The organism is Kosakonia sp. LAM2021 (genome assembly GCF_016620385.1).
GTDB lineage: Bacteria > Pseudomonadota > Gammaproteobacteria > Enterobacterales > Enterobacteriaceae > Kosakonia > Kosakonia sacchari.
In genome coordinates this window covers 169,197-186,144 of sequence record NZ_JAENHT010000007.1, presented here as the reverse complement: position 1 = coordinate 186,144, position 16,948 = coordinate 169,197, and the positions used below count along the sequence as shown (strand labels likewise).

Sequence of the window (16,948 nt, the reverse complement as noted above, 5' to 3'; positions counted from 1 at the left end):
GAGGTAACGCATGTCAGTATTTCCGCAAGGATTTTTATGGGGCGGCGCGCTTGCCGCCAACCAGTCGGAAGGGGGTTATCTGGAGGGCGGCAAAGGGCTGACCACCGTAGATATGATCCCGCACGGCGCAAACCGTCTGCCAGTGAAACTGGGCCAGGAAAAACGCTTTACGCTACGTGATGACGAATTCTACCCAAGCCACGAGGCGATCGATTTTTATCATCGCTACAAAGAAGATATCGCGCTGATGGCGGAGATGGGTTTTTCGGTGTTTCGTACCTCGATTGCCTGGAGCCGCCTGTATCCGAAAGGCGATGAGCTGACGCCGAACCCGGAAGGGATCGCCTTCTACCGCGCGGTGTTTGAAGAGTGCAAAAAGTACAATATCGAACCGCTGGTCACGCTGTGCCACTTCGATGTGCCGATGCATCTGGTCATTCAATATGGCTCATGGCGTAACCGCAAAATGGTGGAGTTTTTCACCCGTTATGCGCGCACCTGTTTTGAAGAATTTAACGGGCTGGTGAAATACTGGCTGACCTTCAATGAGATCAACATCATGTTGCACAGCCCGTTCTCCGGCGCGGGGCTGGTGTTCGAAGAGGGTGAAAATCAGGATCAGGTGAAATACCAGGCGGCGCACCATGAGCTGATTGCCAGCGCGCTGGCAACGAAAATCGCCCATGAAGTGAACCCGCAAAACCAGGTAGGCTGTATGCTGGCGGGCGGGAATTTCTACCCCTACTCCTGCAAACCCGCTGATGTGTGGACGGCGCTGGAAAAAGATCGCGAAAACCTGTTCTTTATCGATGTGCAGGCGCGCGGCAGCTATCCGGCCTATTCCGCGCGCGTATTCCGCGAAAAAGGCGTCACCATTGTGAAAGAATCGGGTGACGACGAAATCCTGAAGAACACCGTCGATTTTGTCTCCTTCAGTTATTACGCCTCACGCTGTGCGTCGGCGGATATGAACGCCAACAACACCAGCGCCGCCAACATCGTGAAATCCTTGCGCAACCCGCACATTGAGGTCAGCGAATGGGGCTGGGGCATCGATCCGCTGGGTCTGCGCATCACCATGAACATGATGTACGACCGCTACCAGAAACCGCTGTTCCTGGTGGAAAACGGTCTGGGCGCGAAAGATGAGCTGAACGCCAACGGCGAAGTGGAAGATGATTACCGCATCAGCTATCTGCGCGAGCATATCCGTGCGATGGGCGACGCCATTGAAGACGGTATTCCGGTTATCGGTTACACCAGTTGGGGCTGTATCGATCTGGTGGCTGCATCAACCGGCGAGATGAGCAAACGCTACGGCTTTGTCTATGTTGACCGCGATGATGCCGGGAACGGTACGCTGGCACGCAGCCGTAAAAAATCGTTCTGGTGGTACAAGAAAGTGATCGCCAGCAACGGGGCCGATCTCGACTAAACCCCGCGCTATACAAGAGGGGCAACACAAACACATTTCGTCGTTGCCCCTCTTTTTTCCCGCTGTTTACAGACTATTCTCAATGGCGGTTTGCCGCTTGATAGCGTGACAACGCTCACATCTATGCCAGGCTTAATGACGTGTATAACAACGTCTGAAGGAGAAAGCATGGCAGAGCAAAGCCCAAAAACCACGCTAGCACCGCACTACCCTACTCCTCCGTTTGTCGAACAACCGCAGCCCGCACCGGGTCTTGCCAGCAAAATGAAACCTGTGCCGGATCACGGTGAAACCAGCTACCGGGGCTCCGGGCGTTTAACGGGCCGTAAAGCGCTGATTACCGGCGGAGACTCCGGGATTGGCCGGGCGGTTGCCATCGCCTATGCCCGCGAAGGCGCGGATGTGGCGATCAACTACCTGCCGGAAGAGGAATCCGACGCCACCGAAGTGATTAAACTGATTGAAGCCGAAGGGCGAAAAGCCATCGCCATTCCGGGTGATATTCGCTCGGAAGCGTTTTGCCAGACGCTGGTTAAAGAGGCGGTCGCCAAACTCGGCGGGCTGGATATTCTGGTTAATAACTCCGGTCGCCAGCAGTTTAACGAGTCGATTTTGACCCTTTCGACCGAAGATTTTGACGCCACCTTTAAAACCAACGTCTATGCGATGTTCTGGATAACCAAAGCCGCAGTCGAACATCTGCCGCCTGGTGCCAGCATTATCAACACCTCTTCGGTGCAGGCGTACCAGCCAAGCCCCATTCTGCTGGATTACGCGCAGACCAAAGCGGCGATTGTGGCATTCACCAAATCGCTGGCGCAGCAGCTTGGTGAAAAAGGCATCCGCGTCAATGCAGTGGCTCCTGGCCCGTACTGGACACCGCTGCAGTCCAGCGGCGGTCAGCCACAGGAAAAAGTGCAGCAGTTCGGGGCCAGCGCACCGCTGGGCCGCCCTGGTCAGCCCGTAGAAATTGCCCCGCTGTATGTCACCATGGCCTCGGCGGAAAGCAGCTACACCTCCGGGCAGGTTTGGTGTTCTGACGGGGGTACCGGCACGCTGTAATTCTCACTCCCGCTTCCACTCTTTATATGGCCGCCGTCTGGCGGCCATTTCTGGTAAGGATCGCAACACCGTGAAGAACACAATTTTTCACTCTCCTGTACGGGAGGATGGCTTTGCCGAACCCGGCGATTACGCCGCGATTGGCGAAGGGCGCTCGGTCGCACTTATCGCCCCCGACGGATCAATCGACTGGCGGTGCGCGCCGAACCTGGATTCCCCGCCGCTGTTTGATCGCCTGCTCGATCCGGAGATTGGCGGTTTTTTTCAGTTAGCGCCGCAGCAACCTTACACCGTGACGCGGTGCTACAGGCAGGACAGCAATGTGCTGGAAACCACATTCACCACCGCCAGCGGCAAAGTGTTACTCACCGAATCCATTAACAGTACGCTCGCCGGACGTTTACCGTGGAGCGAGCTGGCGCGCCGGATTGACGGTCTGGAAGGCGAGGTGGTCTTAACGTTGAAAGTCCGTTTCGGCACACGGGCAGAAACCTGTTCGCCGTGGATGAACAAAACAGCGCACGGCAACGTCTACCATATCGCCGATTTAATGGCGATGCTGCGCACCAGCGAAGAGGTCAACATCACCGATGCTGACGATGAGCAGGTTAATGGTCACATCACTGTTTCGGCAGGCCAGCGACGGTTAGTCGCCTTGTTGGTAACCGAGAAAGAGCCGCTGGCAGTACCGAGCCTCGAGGCAATCGACGCGCGTATTGAAACCAGCCATGCCGCCTGGTGCGACTGGAGTAAAAGCCTGAGCTATGCAGGACGCTACGCAGAACATGTCGGGCGTTCCGCGCTGGCGCTGAAATTTCTCTGGTACTCGCCCACCGGCGCGCTTGCGGCGGCGGCGACAACCTCCATTCCTGAGGGCGTTGGCGGTGAGAAAAACTACGATTATCGCTACGCGTGGATCCGCGATGCCTGCCTGATCATTAAAGCCTTTGCCTTTTTGGGCGCGCTGGAAGAGTGCAAAGCCGCTTTCTCCTGGCTTTCAAAAACCATTATCCGCCACGGTGTCAGGCTGCAGGCGTGTTACACCCTCGAAGGGGACGAAGTGCCCTGCGAAACATATCCGGCGCTGCGGGGCTACAAGAATTCAAAACCGGTGCGAATAGGTAACAACGCCCGCGACCAGTTACAACTCAGCATGTACGGCGACATGCTGGCAACGGCGGAGCTGTTCGTAAAGGCAGGCCACGTGCTGGATCTCACCACCTCGCGGTTACTGGGTGAGCTGGCAAACTGCTGCGCCGATCACTGGCGGCAAAAGGATTGCGGGATTTGGGAACTGCACGAACTGCAACATTATACCCACTCCAAGATGGCGTGCTGGCTGGCGCTGGATATGGCCGTGCTGATGGCGAAAGAGAAATACATCGAGCCGACGTGGGTCGGGCGCTGGGAGCGAGAGCGGGATCGCATCCGCGACTGGATCGAAACCCATTGCTGGTCAGAGCGCAAACAGGCTTATCTTTTTTACCCCGATAGCGAAGAAAGGCTTGATGCCTCTCTGGCGCTGGTTTATCGCTATGGTCAACACGTTAACCCTCAGCGCATGCTTGCCACTTACCGGGCCATTGAAACAGAGCTGGGTCACGGCGGCGCACTGGTCTACCGCTACAGCGGCGTCGAACAGGAAGAGAACACCTTTGTCGCCTGTTCGTTCTGGCTGGCGGCAGCCTGGGCAGCAATGGGCGAGATAACCAAAGCCGAAGCGGCAATGGAGGCGATCCTCAGCGCGCTTTGCGATAAAGGCAATGTCGAAACCTTTAATGAGATGTTCGATGTTCGCACCGGCAAGTGGAGCGGCAACCTGCCGCAGGGTTTAAGCCACCTGGCGCTGATTTGCGCCGCGCAGGCGATTACCGATCACGGCACATCATCCACACCATGAACCGGTATGAGCACAAACGCGCGCGCGATCTTAAGCCCGCAACCGCAGGTTTTTCTGCCAAAGAGGTAAACGCCGCTACCGTATAAGGTGGTTTTTCTCATGGGCTATCAACCACGCTTTGCGCGCGATACCGCCGCCGTAGCCGGTCATGGTGCCATCTTTACCGATGATGCGGTGGCAGGGAATGACAATCGCTACCCGGTTCGCGCCATTGGCCGCCGCGACGGCACGTACCGCGGTGGGTTGTGCAAGGCATTCCGCCAGCGCCTGATAATGCGTGGTCTGGCCGTACGGCACCGTTTGTAAGCCCTGCCAGACACGGCGCTGAAACGGGCTGCCGGGCAGCTCCAGCGTCAGCGAAAACTGCTGGCGTTCGCCTGCGAAATACTCGCCGATCTCTTTTTCCGCCTGTCGGGTGTGCGCGTTTTCCCCGGCGATAATGCGCGCTTTCAACAAGCGCTGTAAGTCGCTGAATTCGGTCTCCAGCATGCGCCGGTCAACAAACTCCAGCAGGCAAACGCCCTGTTCCGTGGCGCAGACAAACATCGGGCCAATCGGTGTGGTGAAACGGTGGATCATGATCACCTGCAGCCCGATGCTCGGTGCCGCGCCAGTGAGTTTTTTACAGGTATAACCAAAGCCGCTGAGCGACTCATAACCGCTGTCAAAGGCAACATCGGTGGCGCTGCGTCCACCTTTCAACTCCTGAAGTGCGACATTTACCCGCGACATGCGCTGAAAAGCCTGGAATGTGATGCCATGTTGCTGCAAAAACCAACGTCGCACGCGCTCCGGGCTGATGCCCTGCTCACGCAGCAGCGTATCGCTGATACGCATTTTCGGATTGGCGCGAACCAGCGCTAATGCCTGCTCGATAAAGGCCGGTGCCGAACAGGCATTTTCCGTTGGTCGACACACTTTGCACGGGCGGAAACCGGCATCCAGTGCTGATTTCATTTCGCGGAAAAACACCACATTTTCCCGCTTCGGTTTACGCGCACGGCAAACGGAAATACAAAAAACCCCGGTGGTTTTGACGCCGACAAAAAAGAGGCCGGTGTATTCAGAAGCGCGATCGAGCAGCGCCTGATACCAGGTGTCGCACTGCGCTTTATCCGTGATTTGCATGGTGGAAAACGCCCTCAAAAGATTGCTGTGTCTGCACGCTCAACAGTATGTTTTTCAGCGGCGTTTGTAACGCGGCATGAACAGCATTGCCCATCGAAATACGGCGCACGCCGAGCGCAGCCAGTTCGGCGAACCCCACCAGCCCCGGTACGCCCATTACATTGAGCGGCAAAGGAATCTGTTGCGCAATGGCGGCAATATCCGCGTTTTGCATCACGCAGGGCACAAACAGACCGTCCGCGCCGTGTTGAGCATATAACTGCCCGCGATACAGCGTCTCCGCCAGCGCATTTTCGACGTTCAGCAAGAAGGTGTCGGTACGGATATTCACGAACAACGGACACGGCAATTGCGTGCGGATTTCCCGTAACTGGCGGGCGAAGTGTGTGGCATCAACCAGTTGCCGTTTGCCATTGACCACGCGGCTATCTTCCAGATTGATGCCCACCACGCCGAGCTTTATAAGTTGTTGCAGGTTACCGGCAATGGCTTGCGCGGTTTGGCCGTAACCGGCTTCCATATCCACGCTGAGCGGCAGGTCACAGGCGGCACGAATGCGCTTCACCATAAACAGCAGTTCAGCAAATGGCATTCGTTCACCATCGTCATAACCGAGCATCGCGGCAATGGCGGCACTGGACGTGCCCATCGCTTGATACCCGGCCTGCTCTGCCGCCTGCGCGCTGGCTGCGTCCCAGACATTGGCGATCAGTAATGGTGTGGTTTGCTGATGAAAAGCGGTGAAATCCATGGTCGTCTCCAGGGCTGTTAAGTGGAGTTAGTGTGGCGTTTGCCGTCTACTCCTCACAACCGAAAATCGGACGACCATTTTTATATATCGGGCAGGAGACGTTTCACTGCTGGTAATCAATTTGCCCGATCCGGAGCGAAGATCATTGCCTCAAGCAGAGAGCGAATTTTCCATAAAATCAATGGAACGATATGTAGGCCGGATAAGGCGCCCTCCGGCGGCGTATTCACGGCTTTTAGCATCAATATCAGATATGAAATGCAACGCGTTTGCCTGTCGGCAATGTGATATCAATGCTTAACTCGCCACCTAACGCAGAGACATAACGCTTGAGAGTAGAGAGACGGGGATCGTTGCCAGGCTGCTCTATTTTCGCCAGTGTCGGCTGTTTGACGCCCATGACTCCGGCAAGCTCGGTCTGGGAGATATTCAATTCTTCACGTAGCTGGCTCAATACAATGTTGCGGCGCAGCTCATCAACACGCTCTTCAATTCGCGCCTGGCTTTCAGGGCTGCGTTTCGCTAAAAGTTCGTCTAAGGTTGCCACGTTAACTCCTTATTTCGCATATGATTTCTGAACTCTGCGTCGGCAATTTTTATCATCTCTTTATAAAACCGTTTCTCGTTAACGCCTGTTTTATCTGCGGCGCACAATACAATAGCCCGCCGCGTAGAATCGAACGCAAAAAAGGCGCGTACGGGAGAACCTGCATACTGGATCCTCAACTCTTTCATATTGCTATAGGTTGATCCTTTTATAGTATCGACATAAGGACGCCCAAGCTGCGGGCCAAATTCACTGAGGATCCTGAAAACCGCTAAAATCTCATCCTGCAACAGTTCTGGCTGGATGCTAAACCACACGTCAAAACGCTCCGTCGTAATCACTTGCCACATTGCCGTTCCCTCATAGCTTTTTTGCTATGAACGGAAACTATAGCCTGAAAGCTATGTAATCAACAAATGTTTAGCCATTCCTGAAGGCGTGTCGACAATTTTCTTTTCACCCTTTAACACCAAACACCCGAAAAAACGCGGTTTTCCCCTCTTCCGTTACCGTGACTTCGCGATAACCCGGGGTTCTGCGCAACCAGCCCTGTTGCTCGAAAGCAATCAGCAGCGCCGCGCCTGCGTCACCGCCGAGGTGAAAGCGCCGTTCGCTCCAGTCCAGACAGGCGCTACAGGGTTTGCGCCGGGTGCGCGGATCGAGGGTGACACCGATCTTCTCAAGGCTCCGTTTGCCTGCATCCGTTACCGCGCTGCCATCATCAGCGATCCAGCCTTCGCGCTGCATAAACGCATACACGCCAACGGCTATTTCACCGGCAAGATGATCATAACAAGTACGCGCCTGACGCAGCGCCATCGGCGTGCGGGTGACAGGCGCCTGCGCACCGCGCATGGATACGCTCATCATCGTTTCCAGCAGCGCGGCGACATCGCTGCCTGCCAGCCGGTAGTAGCGGTGCCGCCCCTGTGAAACGCAGACCAGCAGCCCGCTGGCGAGCAGTTTTGCCAGATGCGCGCTGGCGGTTGACGCGGCAATATCTACCACCGCACTCAACTCGGTCGCGGTCCACGCCCGCCCGTCCATCAGCGCGCAGAGCATTTTCGCCCGGGAAGGCTCCGCCATCGCGCTGGCAAGGCCAGAGAGCGTCTCCTCCAGCAGATGCGGTTGTTCCTGCGTTTTGCGTAGCTCATTACCGGTCATAGCGGTTGTACGTCCCATCGTTGTGTTACCTCGCGCGCCAGCGGATCGTTATCGGTGAGCAGGATCAACCGGTTGTCATGATCGCTGTATTGCACAAGGATATTGATATTATGTTGCGCGATCGTGCGGGCAATTTCGCCTAACTCACCAGGACGCTCCTGCTTGAGTTTGCGAATAACCGGCGGCGTCACGGCATGCACACATAAACCGGTAGCGGTTAACACTTGCCGGGCGCGCTCGCCGTCAGCCACCAGAAAGTGCGCATGGCAGCGATCGCCTGCGGTAAACACACCACCCCCTTCCAGCCCGACGCCATTTTTACCGAGCGTTTCGCCAAGCTGTGCCAGTTCGCCCGGCGCATTATTCAGGATAACGTGAATATCGTACATATTATGGCTTCTCCGGGGTTGATGCGTAGTCGCGAAAAACCGTGGCAACACGGATGCGGTAGGACGAAAAAATAGCGTCCCGCCCTTCGCGCTGCGCTGCCTGATGCAAAACGTTGCTTTTCCAGGCGTGCACTGATGCTTCATCGCGCCACCATGACAATGACAAAATCTTCCCCTCGCGGCTTAAGCTCTGAAAGCGTTCGATAGCGATAAACCCGTCGATATCTGCCAGTACCGGCTTGAGTTCTGCAGCTAATTGCAGGTAACGCGCCTGCTTGCCTGCGGCGATATCGGCTTCAAAAAGTACGGCGATCATAAAATGGCTCCTCATGAATAATGAGCCGCTAGTGTTGCGCAGACGCGGGGGCCACGCTTCGTCCCCTAACGAAATATGGCTGTCGATTTCCTCTCCCTGATACAAACCGAGAAGTGATTTGGCTCGCAGATCTCCATGAAACCGGTTGCGGGTGAAGTTGACCAGGTTAGCATGAAACCGGTTTCACGCAGTTACACAGACTCAGTTTCCGATAATAAAAGGTAAATAAAAATGGCCGTTATCAGGGATTACAATAAGTTAGCGAGTGATATCCTCCGCGAGGTCGGCGGTGAAGAGAACATCAGTACCTTCTCCCGCTGTGCCACGCGTCTGCGCCTGGTACTGAATCAAACGCCTGACACAGCGAAATCCAACATCCAAAGCCTGCCCGGCGTGATTGCGGTGGTGGAAAGCGGCGGACAATTTCAGGTAGTGATTGGCACCCATGTCGCCGATGTGTTTAATGCGTTGAGCGGCATGGTGAAAGAGAAAGACGGCAACGCGGCACAGCCAAAAACCCGCTGGCTGGATGCGGTGATCGCCACCATGTCGGCAGTGTTCGCGCCGATTGTCTACATTCTTGCCGCCGCCGGGATCTTACAAGGCATACTGATCCTGCTCGGCCTTGTTGATGCGCAGATCAAAACTTCCGGCACCTTTGCCGTACTGAACTTCATGTCATGGACGCCGTTTGCTTTCCTGCCGGTGTTTATCGCCATCACTGCTGCTCGCCATTTTAAATGTAACCCTTTTATCGCCGTGCTCTGTTGCTGCGCGTTAATCAACCCGGAGTGGACGGCGATGGCCGGGAAAATCGCCAGCGGCAGTGAAGTGAAATTCCTCTTTTTCCCGCTGGCGGAAACGGTTTACACCTCCTCGGTGCTGCCACCGTTGTTCCTCGTCTGGGCGCTGTCGTGGTTTGAACGCCGCGTTGAAAAATGGCTGCCTGAAGTGGTGAGCCCGTTGTTTACCCCGCTGCTCTGCTTCGTAGTCATTGTGCCGCTGACGCTGATTGTGATTGGCCCGATCACCAGTTGGGCGGCACTGGGCGTCGCGCACGGTTATAACACGCTGTTCCACGCCGCACCGGCGCTGGCGGCGGCGATTATCGGCGGTGTCTGGCAGGTGATTGTGATTTTTGGCGTGCACTGGGGCATTACGCCGGTGATCATGGCCAACTTCGATACTCAGGGCTATGACTCTTTCCAGGCGTATCAAACCATTGCGGTAATTGGTCAGATGGCGGCGGTATTCGGCGTGTTTATCAAAAGCCGCAACAAGCAACTGAAGGCAACTTCGCTGTCGGCGGGCGTGACGGCGATTTTCGGCATTACCGAACCGGCGATTTATGGCGTGACGCTGCGCTTTAAAAAACCGTTTATCTGCGGCTGTATTGGCGGCGCGATTGGTGCAGTTGTCGCCAGCCTGTTTGGCAGTCTCTACTATGCTTATGCCGCGTTGCCGGGGCTGTTCACGCTGGTCAACGCGATTAGCCCGGATGCGCCAATGTCATTTATTGGCGAGCTGGTGGGCGCGGGCACCGCAATTGTGCTGACCATTGTGATGGTGCAATTTGTCGGGTTTGACGATCCGGTTGAAGCAGCGGTTTCTGATGAGAAAAGCGCGGCGCTGACTGTCGGTTCCCTGCAAATGTTTAGCCCCATCAAAGGTGAAATTATTGCGCTGGAAAGCGTCGCGGATGAAGCCTTTGCCGGAAAAGTGCTGGGCGATGGCATCGCCATCATCCCGCACGAAGGTAAAGTTGTCGCCCCTTGTGATGCACAGGTCGCAACATTGATCGACTCTCATCACGCCATTGGCCTGATATGTGATAATGGCGCGGAATTGCTGATTCACGTTGGGCTTAACACCGTTAATCTTCAGGGGCAATATTTTACGCCACTGGTCAAAGAGGGTGACCGGGTTAGCGCCGGAACACCGCTGCTGGCCTTTGATAAAGAACACATTGAGCAGGCAGGTTACGACTTGACCACGCCGGTACTGGTGGTCAACAGCGAGGAGTTTACGCTCACTCGCCATCAGTCGCAGGGCGCGGTCAGCGCAGGAGTACCGCTGATGTCGCTGGCCTGAAATTAACCGCCGCAATAATAACAACAGTGAGGTTGAACGATGGTAACGATACTGGATGTCGCCAGGCTGGCCGGCGTCTCCAAAGCGACAGTATCGCGTGCGCTAAACGGCAAAGTATTTGTCCGTGAGGAAGTCAAAGCCCGCATTATGCAGGCGATTGCCGAAACGGGTTATCGCCCCAATCAGCTGGCGCGCAATCTTGCCAACAATAAAACCAACTCTGTCGGGCTGGTCATCACCAACGGGCTGTATAACGGCCCGTTTTTCTCCAGCATGATTTACCACGCGGCAACCAACAGCGAGCTACACAGCCGCCAACTGGTGCTGGCGGACGGTAAACACAGCGCGCAGGAAGAGCGCGATGCCATCGATCTGCTGCTGTCGCTGCGCTGCGAAGCGATCATGATCTATCCCAAATATCTGTCGGTTGCCGAACTCGATGAGATCATCGAACGCAACCCGACACCGATCGTGGTGATCAACCGGGAGCTTACCCGCCACCGCAACCAGTGCGTGTTTGTCGATCACCAGCAAAGCTGTGAAACAATGATGGAATACCTGCTGGCGCAAGGGCATACCCGTATTGCATTTGTTGCCGGTTCCGATGCGTCCCCCACCGGCGAGAGCCGTTTAGCCGGTTATCGTAAAGCACTGCGCAACGCCGGGATCGAACCCGACCCGCAACTGCTGGTGCGTGGTAGCTGGAGCACCGACAGCGGTTATGAGGCGGGGCGCGAACTGCTGGCGCGCAATGTGCCGTTTACCTGCGTGCTGGCCGGAAACGATGATATGGCGATTGGCGTGGCGAAAGCCTGTTATGAAGCGGGTTTGCGGCTGCCGCAGGATGTGTCGCTGGCCGGGTTTGACGATTCGGTTATCGGCAAATATTACAATCCGTCACTGACCACCATCCATGTGCCGATGGAGGAGATGATCCGTAACGCCATTGAAATGGTTCTGATGCCAGAAGCTGCCGCCATTTGCGCCCATCGGGGCGAACTGGTGTGCCGTGAGTCGGTGATTGCGCCTAAAACTACTGCCCGGTAAACCGGGCAGTTTCTGATTACGCCTGCGCGATAGCGTCGAGTTTCGCCAGTGCATCCGGCGGCAAGGTGAGTTGCGCGCTGGCGAGATTTTCCTGTAAATGTTTCGGTGACGACGTACCAGGGATCAGCAGGATATTCGGCGAACGCTGCAACAGCCAGGCCAGTGCCACCTGCATCGGCGTGGCACCAAGCGCCTGCGCGACCTCATTCAACTCGCCTGACTGCAACGGCGTAAAGCCGCCGAGCGGGAAGAACGGCACAAAGGCGATCCCCTGCGCATTCAACGAATCAATCAGCGCGTCGTCATGACGGTTCGCCACGTTATAGAGGTTCTGCACACAGACAATCGGCGTCATTTTCTGCGCATCCGCCACCTGTTTCGCCGTCACGTTGCTCAGACCAATATGGCGAATCAGCCCGCGCTCTTTCAGCTTAATCAGAGCCTCCAGCGGCGCTTCAAGCGGCCCCTCTTCCGGCCCATGCACGCCGAACATTGCGCGCAGGTTCACCACTTCCATCGCCTCAAGGCCGAGATTTCGCAGGTTATCTTCAACGGCTTGCGTTAACTCTTCAGCGCTGAATGCGGGCAGCCAGTTGGCTTTATCATCACGGCGCGCGCCGACTTTGGTGACAATGCACAAATCATCCGGGTACGGATGCAGTGCCTGCTTAATCAATTTATTGGTGACATGCGGGCCGTAAAAATCGCTGGTGTCGATATGGTTCACGCCTGCGGCAATCACATCGCGTAGCACCTGCAACGCTTTCGCTTCATCAGCGGGTGGGCCGAACACGCCGGGACCCGCCAGTTGCATGGCACCGTAACCCAGGCGACCAACCTGGCGATCGCCCAGACGAAAGGTAAGTGAGGGTTGAGACATGGAGTACCTCCTGTGCATTAAGTAAACAGATTGTAGGAGCATCGTTGCTGTGCAACAATCCGCTGAAATTCATACACACTGTACGGTTAACCGAACAATGAAGCTGGACTTCGCCCTGCTGAACGCCATTGTGGCGGTCGCCAACGCCGGAGGCTTTCGCGAAGCCGCACGCGTCACCGGCACTAACCCCTCCCGCCTGAGTGATGCGGTGCGCCGCGCTGAACAGCAGCTCGGCGTGCGCCTGTTTAACCGCACCACCCGCACCGTGGCGCTAACCGATGCGGGTAAAGCGCTGATGGAGCGGCTGCAACCAGCGATGAGCGAAGTGGACGCTGCGCTCGACGCCATTAACCGTTACCGCTCAACACCCAGCGGTACGCTGCGCCTGAACGTACCGGTCAGCGCCGCCCGGCTGGTGCTGCCCGCCATCGTACCCGCCTTTCTGGCGCACTATCCGGATATCCAGCTGGAAATCGTTGCCGAAAGTAACGTGCAGGATGTCTTTCGCGATAGCTGTGATGCCGGTATCCGCTATGACGAATGTCTGGAGCAGGATATGGTCGCGCTGCCCATCGGCCCGCGTCGCCAGCGTTTTGTCGCCGCCGCCTCGCCCCGTTACCTGCAACAACATGGCATACCGCAACATCCACGCGATCTGATTGCCCACAATTGCATTCGCGGCCGCTACGCCAGCGGCGTGATGCCGGAGTGGGAGTTCGAGCGCGACGGCGAAGCGTTGCGCGTGCAGGTCAATGGCGCTTTAGTGGTTAGCGTCGGCGCGGCAATGGATCTGGCCGTGCAAGCCGCTATTGCCGGAAGCGGCATTATTTATCTGTTTGAAGAGTGGCTGCGCTTGCCGATTGAACGCGGCGAGCTAATTCCGGTGCTGGAACCCTGGTGGCTGTCGTTTAACGGCCCGTATCTCTATTACAACTCCCGGCGGCTAATTCCTGCGCCTTTACAGGCGTTTATCGATTTTGTGCGCGCACAGGCAAGTTACGGATATATAACGCAATGATTAGAAGAACTGTCTACACTTGAGGAAACAGAACAGAGCGAGGGTGAGCTATGATCTTTCCGGCCATGCCAGTCAATGAAATCGAGCGGCTGAAGTCGCTATATATGATGGATTTGCTTGATAAAAAGGATGATGAGCGCTTTGACCGGTTAACCCGTACTGCGAAGACCACTTTTGACGTACCGATCGCGGTCATCAGCCTGCTTGATCGCGATCGCCAGTGGTTACTGTCGCGCAGCGGTGTCGATACTCACGAAACACCGCGCAATCTCTCCTTTTGCGCACACGCCATTCTTGAAGAGGGGACTTTTATTGTGAAAGATACCCTCGCCGATCCGCGTTTTGCCGATAACCCGTTTGTCGTTGGTGAGCCCTGGGTGCGCTTTTACGCTGGCTGCCCGGTGCGCCTGCCAGACGGTGCGATTGCCGGGACAATTTGTATTATCGACACCTATCCACGCCCGTTTTCCAGTGCGGAAATCAACACCCTGCTCGACTTCGCCGCCATCGTGGAAGATGAGTTTTTGATCCTCAGCATGGCGATGACCGACAGCCTGACCGGGATGCCAAACAATCGCGGTTTTTACCGCACCGGTGAGAAGCGCTTTGCGTGGCTAAAAGAGCATAAAAAACCCTTCAGTCTGCTCTATTTCAGCATTGATAATCTGAAAGCCATCAATGAGTTGCTGGGCAGCAAAGAGGGCGATGAGGTGGTAAAAATCTTCGCCAGCAACCTGACAAAATGTATTAAAGAGCAGGATATCGCCGCGCGTCTTGGCGGCGGGGAATTTGCGGTGCTGCTGGGAAATCTCGCCGTGAACGACGTGGATGCGTTTTTGTTCGATCTGCAATCGCGGATGGACGCCATCGATCATCTGTCCGGTAAGAATTACCACATCAACTATTCGCACGGCATTATCGAAAACGGCGGCAGTCGATACGCCACGCTGCGCGATATGCTGGAAGACTGCGACAAAGTGATGTACGCGGAAAAGCGTCGTCGTTAGTCGTTAAATAACTGCGCCGGACAACCGGCGCACCGTTTACAGATTGTCGAACCCGCCGTTACCTTCCCAGCCCGCCAGCCGCTGGTAGATACATTCCACCGCGGCTTTTACCGGCGGCGTCATCGGGTAATAAAACCCGACAATATCCGGCTGAATGCCAAGAAAAATCACCTCGCCGATATCCTCTTTCAACTGATCAATCAGGTAGTTGAGCGGCATATTGTGGGTGGTCATCAGGAACATTTCGGCAATGTCGTCCGGGTCCACCACGCGGATATCGCCGGGGTTGAGCCCCATATCGGTCGCATCGACAATCAGCAACCGCGAGGGTTTCAGTTCGCGAATCGCCACCACATCGTTTTCCGGCGCGCTGCCACCGTCAATCACCTGCCAGTTACCTTGCGGGTTTTCGGCGCACATTTGCGCCAGCAACGGGCCAGCGCCATCGTCGCCCATCATACTGTTGCCCACGCACAGCAATACGTCAGTCACGTAATCTCCTCACCATTAAATAGATGGCGCTTTCCTGATGGATATCATGCAGCATCGACAGCAGCGCTTTGCTCCAGGCAAGCTGCTGGGCATTTTGCCGCGCCTGCGCCCGATCAAAGGCGTTTGCCAGCAGCATCACATGCGTGCTGTCGATAACAATTTCGCCGTAGCGCGGCACGCCTTCCATTTTGCGCCGCGCTTCGCTGCCCGCCTCCAGCGTGGCGATCCACGCCAGGTAATCCTCCCACGGGCAGGAGAGCGCCGTTTCCAGGCAGTCGATCACCCCCAAATGGTGGCCGATAGCCAGGCTGTAATAAACCACTTGCTGCGCCTGTGCGGGCGTCGCGTCGTTCTCGTCGATAAATTTACGCCGCAACTGGCTAAAGACCACCGATTCGCCCATCAGATTTTCGCCTCCTGCACCACCTGGTTCAGATGGCTGACAATCTCGGTCAGGCGCGGATCGTTCTCCTGCGCCAGCCAGTTCACCACTTCATGTTCGCCGACACTGCGCAAACGCAAATAGTCATCGGCAATCTGGCGGCCATAGCGGTAACCCGCCAGCCGACGCGCGGTGCGATCCACTTTCACGCGCAGGGGTTGCACCATCGCCGGGTGCAAAATCTCAGCCGGCTGGTCGTCCTGCTCACCAGGCAGGCGAGCGTGGATTTTCTGCTCCAGCAGCCCCAGCGCCATGGCGAAACCATACAACGTGGCCGCGGGCGTTGGCGGGCAGCCGGGAATATAGACATCCACCGGCACAATTTTGTCGGTGCCGCCCCACACGCAGTACAGGTCGTGGAAGATACCACCGCTGTTGCCGCACGCGCCGTAGGAGATACAGATTTTGGGATCCGGCGCAGATTGCCAGGCTCGCAGCGCAGGCGACCGCATCGCGCGGGTTACCGCGCCGGTGAACAGCAGAATGTCGGCATGGCGCGGCGACGGAACAACTTTGATACCGAAGCGTTCAGCGTCGAACAGCGGCGATAGTGTGGCAAAAATCTCAATTTCGCAGCCGTTGCAACCGCCGCAATCCACGCGGTAGACATAGGCGGAGCGTTTGATCTTATTCAGCAGCGAGGCTTTCATGCTGGCGATGGACTCCTCCACCGTCATCGGTACCGGAATACCGTCCGCATCGCGCGGACCTAACAGCTGGCTCATTAGCTGGCCTCTCTCATATGGCGGGTCAATTCAATGCGATCGGACGGCACCAGGCATTTCTGGCGCTTACACTCCGGGCAGGTTTCAAAACTTTCGCGGTGCAGCTCTGCCCGGCTATCGCCGTTATGCGCCAGCAGCGCGATGGCGTAGTCGATCTCTTTTTGCACCGCGAATGGTCGGGTGCATTCGCGGCACTGGCACAGTTCAAAGCGCGACTGTTGCAGGAAATCGGCTTTGTTCCACACCGCCAGCTCATACTCCTGCGAAAGCGTGATAGCCGCCGTCGGGCACACTTCTTCGCAACGGGCGCAAAAAATGCAGCGCCCCAGGTTGAACTGCCACGCCAGCTCACCGGTGGCCAGATCGGTCTCCACCGACAGCGCATTCGACGGGCAGGCATTGACGCACGCCGCACAGCCAATGCACTGCTGCGGGTTGTGCTGCGGTTTGCCGCGAAAGTTTTTGTCGACCGGCATCGGCGACAGCGGGTAATCGCTGGTTGCCGTACCGGTTTTGATCACTTTTTTGATAAAGGTAAACATCGCTACCGTTCT

Annotated in this window: 19 protein-coding genes; 7 read left to right on the top strand and 12 right to left on the bottom strand. The window is 56.3% G+C overall.

Annotated elements, in window-relative coordinates:
- The first annotated feature begins 10 nt into the window (after nucleotides 1–10).
- From JKP81_RS16180 to JKP81_RS16170, 3 genes are all read left to right on the top strand, one after another.
- Entirely contained in the window at nucleotides 11–1,435 is a 1,425-nt protein-coding gene (locus tag JKP81_RS16180) for a 6-phospho-beta-glucosidase (RefSeq protein WP_200552528.1), read from the top strand.
- Between the two features lie 168 nt (nucleotides 1,436–1,603).
- Nucleotides 1,604–2,497, top strand: coding sequence for an SDR family oxidoreductase (locus JKP81_RS16175; RefSeq protein WP_200552527.1), 894 nt, complete (start codon nucleotides 1,604–1,606; stop codon nucleotides 2,495–2,497).
- Nucleotides 2,498–2,567: 70 nt separating this feature from the next.
- Nucleotides 2,568–4,397, top strand: coding sequence for a glycoside hydrolase family 15 protein (locus JKP81_RS16170; RefSeq protein WP_200552526.1), 1,830 nt, complete (start codon nucleotides 2,568–2,570; stop codon nucleotides 4,395–4,397).
- A gap of 75 nt (nucleotides 4,398–4,472) precedes the next feature.
- Here JKP81_RS16170 and JKP81_RS16165 read toward each other — a convergent pair whose 3' ends face one another.
- From JKP81_RS16165 to JKP81_RS16135, 7 genes are all read right to left on the bottom strand, one after another.
- Complete coding sequence (locus JKP81_RS16165) at nucleotides 4,473–5,525, bottom strand: bifunctional transcriptional activator/DNA repair enzyme AdaA (RefSeq protein WP_200552525.1); 1,053 nt, start codon at nucleotides 5,523–5,525, stop codon at nucleotides 4,473–4,475.
- Nucleotides 5,509–6,276, bottom strand: coding sequence for an isocitrate lyase/phosphoenolpyruvate mutase family protein (locus tag JKP81_RS16160; protein ID WP_200552524.1), 768 nt, complete (start codon nucleotides 6,274–6,276; stop codon nucleotides 5,509–5,511). Before JKP81_RS16160 ends, JKP81_RS16165 begins: the two co-directional genes overlap by 17 nt.
- A gap of 247 nt (nucleotides 6,277–6,523) precedes the next feature.
- Nucleotides 6,524–6,823, bottom strand: coding sequence for a helix-turn-helix domain-containing protein (locus JKP81_RS16155; RefSeq protein WP_017459287.1), 300 nt, complete (start codon nucleotides 6,821–6,823; stop codon nucleotides 6,524–6,526).
- Nucleotides 6,811–7,173 (bottom strand): type II toxin-antitoxin system RelE/ParE family toxin, encoded by a 363-nt coding sequence (locus tag JKP81_RS16150; RefSeq protein ID WP_200552523.1) that lies wholly within the window; start codon nucleotides 7,171–7,173, stop codon nucleotides 6,811–6,813. The genes JKP81_RS16155 and JKP81_RS16150 overlap by 13 nt, the downstream gene beginning before the upstream one ends.
- 106 nt (nucleotides 7,174–7,279) lie before the next feature.
- Nucleotides 7,280–7,987, bottom strand: a complete 708-nt coding sequence (locus JKP81_RS16145; RefSeq protein ID WP_200552591.1) for a helix-turn-helix transcriptional regulator — start codon at nucleotides 7,985–7,987, stop codon at nucleotides 7,280–7,282.
- Nucleotides 7,984–8,376, bottom strand: a complete 393-nt coding sequence (locus tag JKP81_RS16140) for an amino acid-binding protein (protein WP_200552522.1) — start codon at nucleotides 8,374–8,376, stop codon at nucleotides 7,984–7,986. Before JKP81_RS16140 ends, JKP81_RS16145 begins: the two co-directional genes overlap by 4 nt.
- Before the next feature lies 1 nt (nucleotide 8,377).
- Entirely contained in the window at nucleotides 8,378–8,692 is a 315-nt protein-coding gene (locus JKP81_RS16135) for an antibiotic biosynthesis monooxygenase (RefSeq protein ID WP_200552521.1), read from the bottom strand.
- A 231-nt stretch (nucleotides 8,693–8,923) separates the two neighbouring features.
- On the opposite strand from JKP81_RS16135, the gene JKP81_RS16130 reads away from it, so the two are divergent.
- Together JKP81_RS16130 and JKP81_RS16125 are read left to right on the top strand one after the other, a co-directional pair.
- Complete coding sequence (locus JKP81_RS16130) at nucleotides 8,924–10,783, top strand: beta-glucoside-specific PTS transporter subunit IIABC (RefSeq protein ID WP_200552520.1); 1,860 nt, start codon at nucleotides 8,924–8,926, stop codon at nucleotides 10,781–10,783.
- A gap of 39 nt (nucleotides 10,784–10,822) precedes the next feature.
- Entirely contained in the window at nucleotides 10,823–11,830 is a 1,008-nt protein-coding gene (locus JKP81_RS16125) for a LacI family DNA-binding transcriptional regulator (RefSeq protein WP_200552519.1), read from the top strand.
- A gap of 16 nt (nucleotides 11,831–11,846) precedes the next feature.
- On the opposite strand, the gene JKP81_RS16120 is transcribed toward JKP81_RS16125, so the two are convergent.
- Nucleotides 11,847–12,710, bottom strand: coding sequence for an aldo/keto reductase family oxidoreductase (locus JKP81_RS16120; protein WP_200552518.1), 864 nt, complete (start codon nucleotides 12,708–12,710; stop codon nucleotides 11,847–11,849).
- Nucleotides 12,711–12,807: 97 nt separating this feature from the next.
- Here JKP81_RS16120 and JKP81_RS16115 point away from each other — a divergent pair, with 97 nt between their 5' ends.
- The gene (locus tag JKP81_RS16115) at nucleotides 12,808–13,728 is read left to right on the top strand and encodes a LysR family transcriptional regulator (RefSeq protein ID WP_200552517.1); all 921 of its coding nucleotides are present in this window, start codon (nucleotides 12,808–12,810) and stop codon (nucleotides 13,726–13,728) included.
- A gap of 50 nt (nucleotides 13,729–13,778) precedes the next feature.
- Nucleotides 13,779–14,735 carry a sensor domain-containing diguanylate cyclase gene (locus JKP81_RS16110; RefSeq protein ID WP_200552516.1) on the top strand — a complete coding sequence of 319 codons (957 nt, stop codon included), beginning with the start codon at nucleotides 13,779–13,781 and terminating at the stop codon, nucleotides 14,733–14,735.
- A gap of 36 nt (nucleotides 14,736–14,771) precedes the next feature.
- On the opposite strand, the gene hycI is transcribed toward JKP81_RS16110, so the two are convergent.
- From hycI to JKP81_RS16090, 4 genes are read right to left on the bottom strand one after another with little or no spacing between them, the layout of a single operon-like run.
- Entirely contained in the window at nucleotides 14,772–15,227 is a 456-nt protein-coding gene (gene hycI / locus JKP81_RS16105; protein WP_017459277.1) for a hydrogenase maturation peptidase HycI, read from the bottom strand.
- Nucleotides 15,220–15,630 (bottom strand): formate hydrogenlyase maturation HycH family protein, encoded by a 411-nt coding sequence (locus tag JKP81_RS16100; protein WP_200552515.1) that lies wholly within the window; start codon nucleotides 15,628–15,630, stop codon nucleotides 15,220–15,222. The genes hycI and JKP81_RS16100 overlap by 8 nt, the downstream gene beginning before the upstream one ends.
- Nucleotides 15,630–16,394 (bottom strand): NADH-quinone oxidoreductase subunit B family protein, encoded by a 765-nt coding sequence (locus tag JKP81_RS16095; protein ID WP_017459275.1) that lies wholly within the window; start codon nucleotides 16,392–16,394, stop codon nucleotides 15,630–15,632. The genes JKP81_RS16100 and JKP81_RS16095 overlap by 1 nt, the downstream gene beginning before the upstream one ends.
- On the bottom strand, nucleotides 16,394–16,936 hold the full coding sequence (locus JKP81_RS16090; RefSeq protein ID WP_200552514.1) for a formate hydrogenlyase complex iron-sulfur subunit: 543 nt from the start codon (nucleotides 16,934–16,936) through the stop codon (nucleotides 16,394–16,396). The genes JKP81_RS16095 and JKP81_RS16090 overlap by 1 nt, the downstream gene beginning before the upstream one ends.
- Between the last annotated feature and the right edge of the window lie 12 nt (nucleotides 16,937–16,948).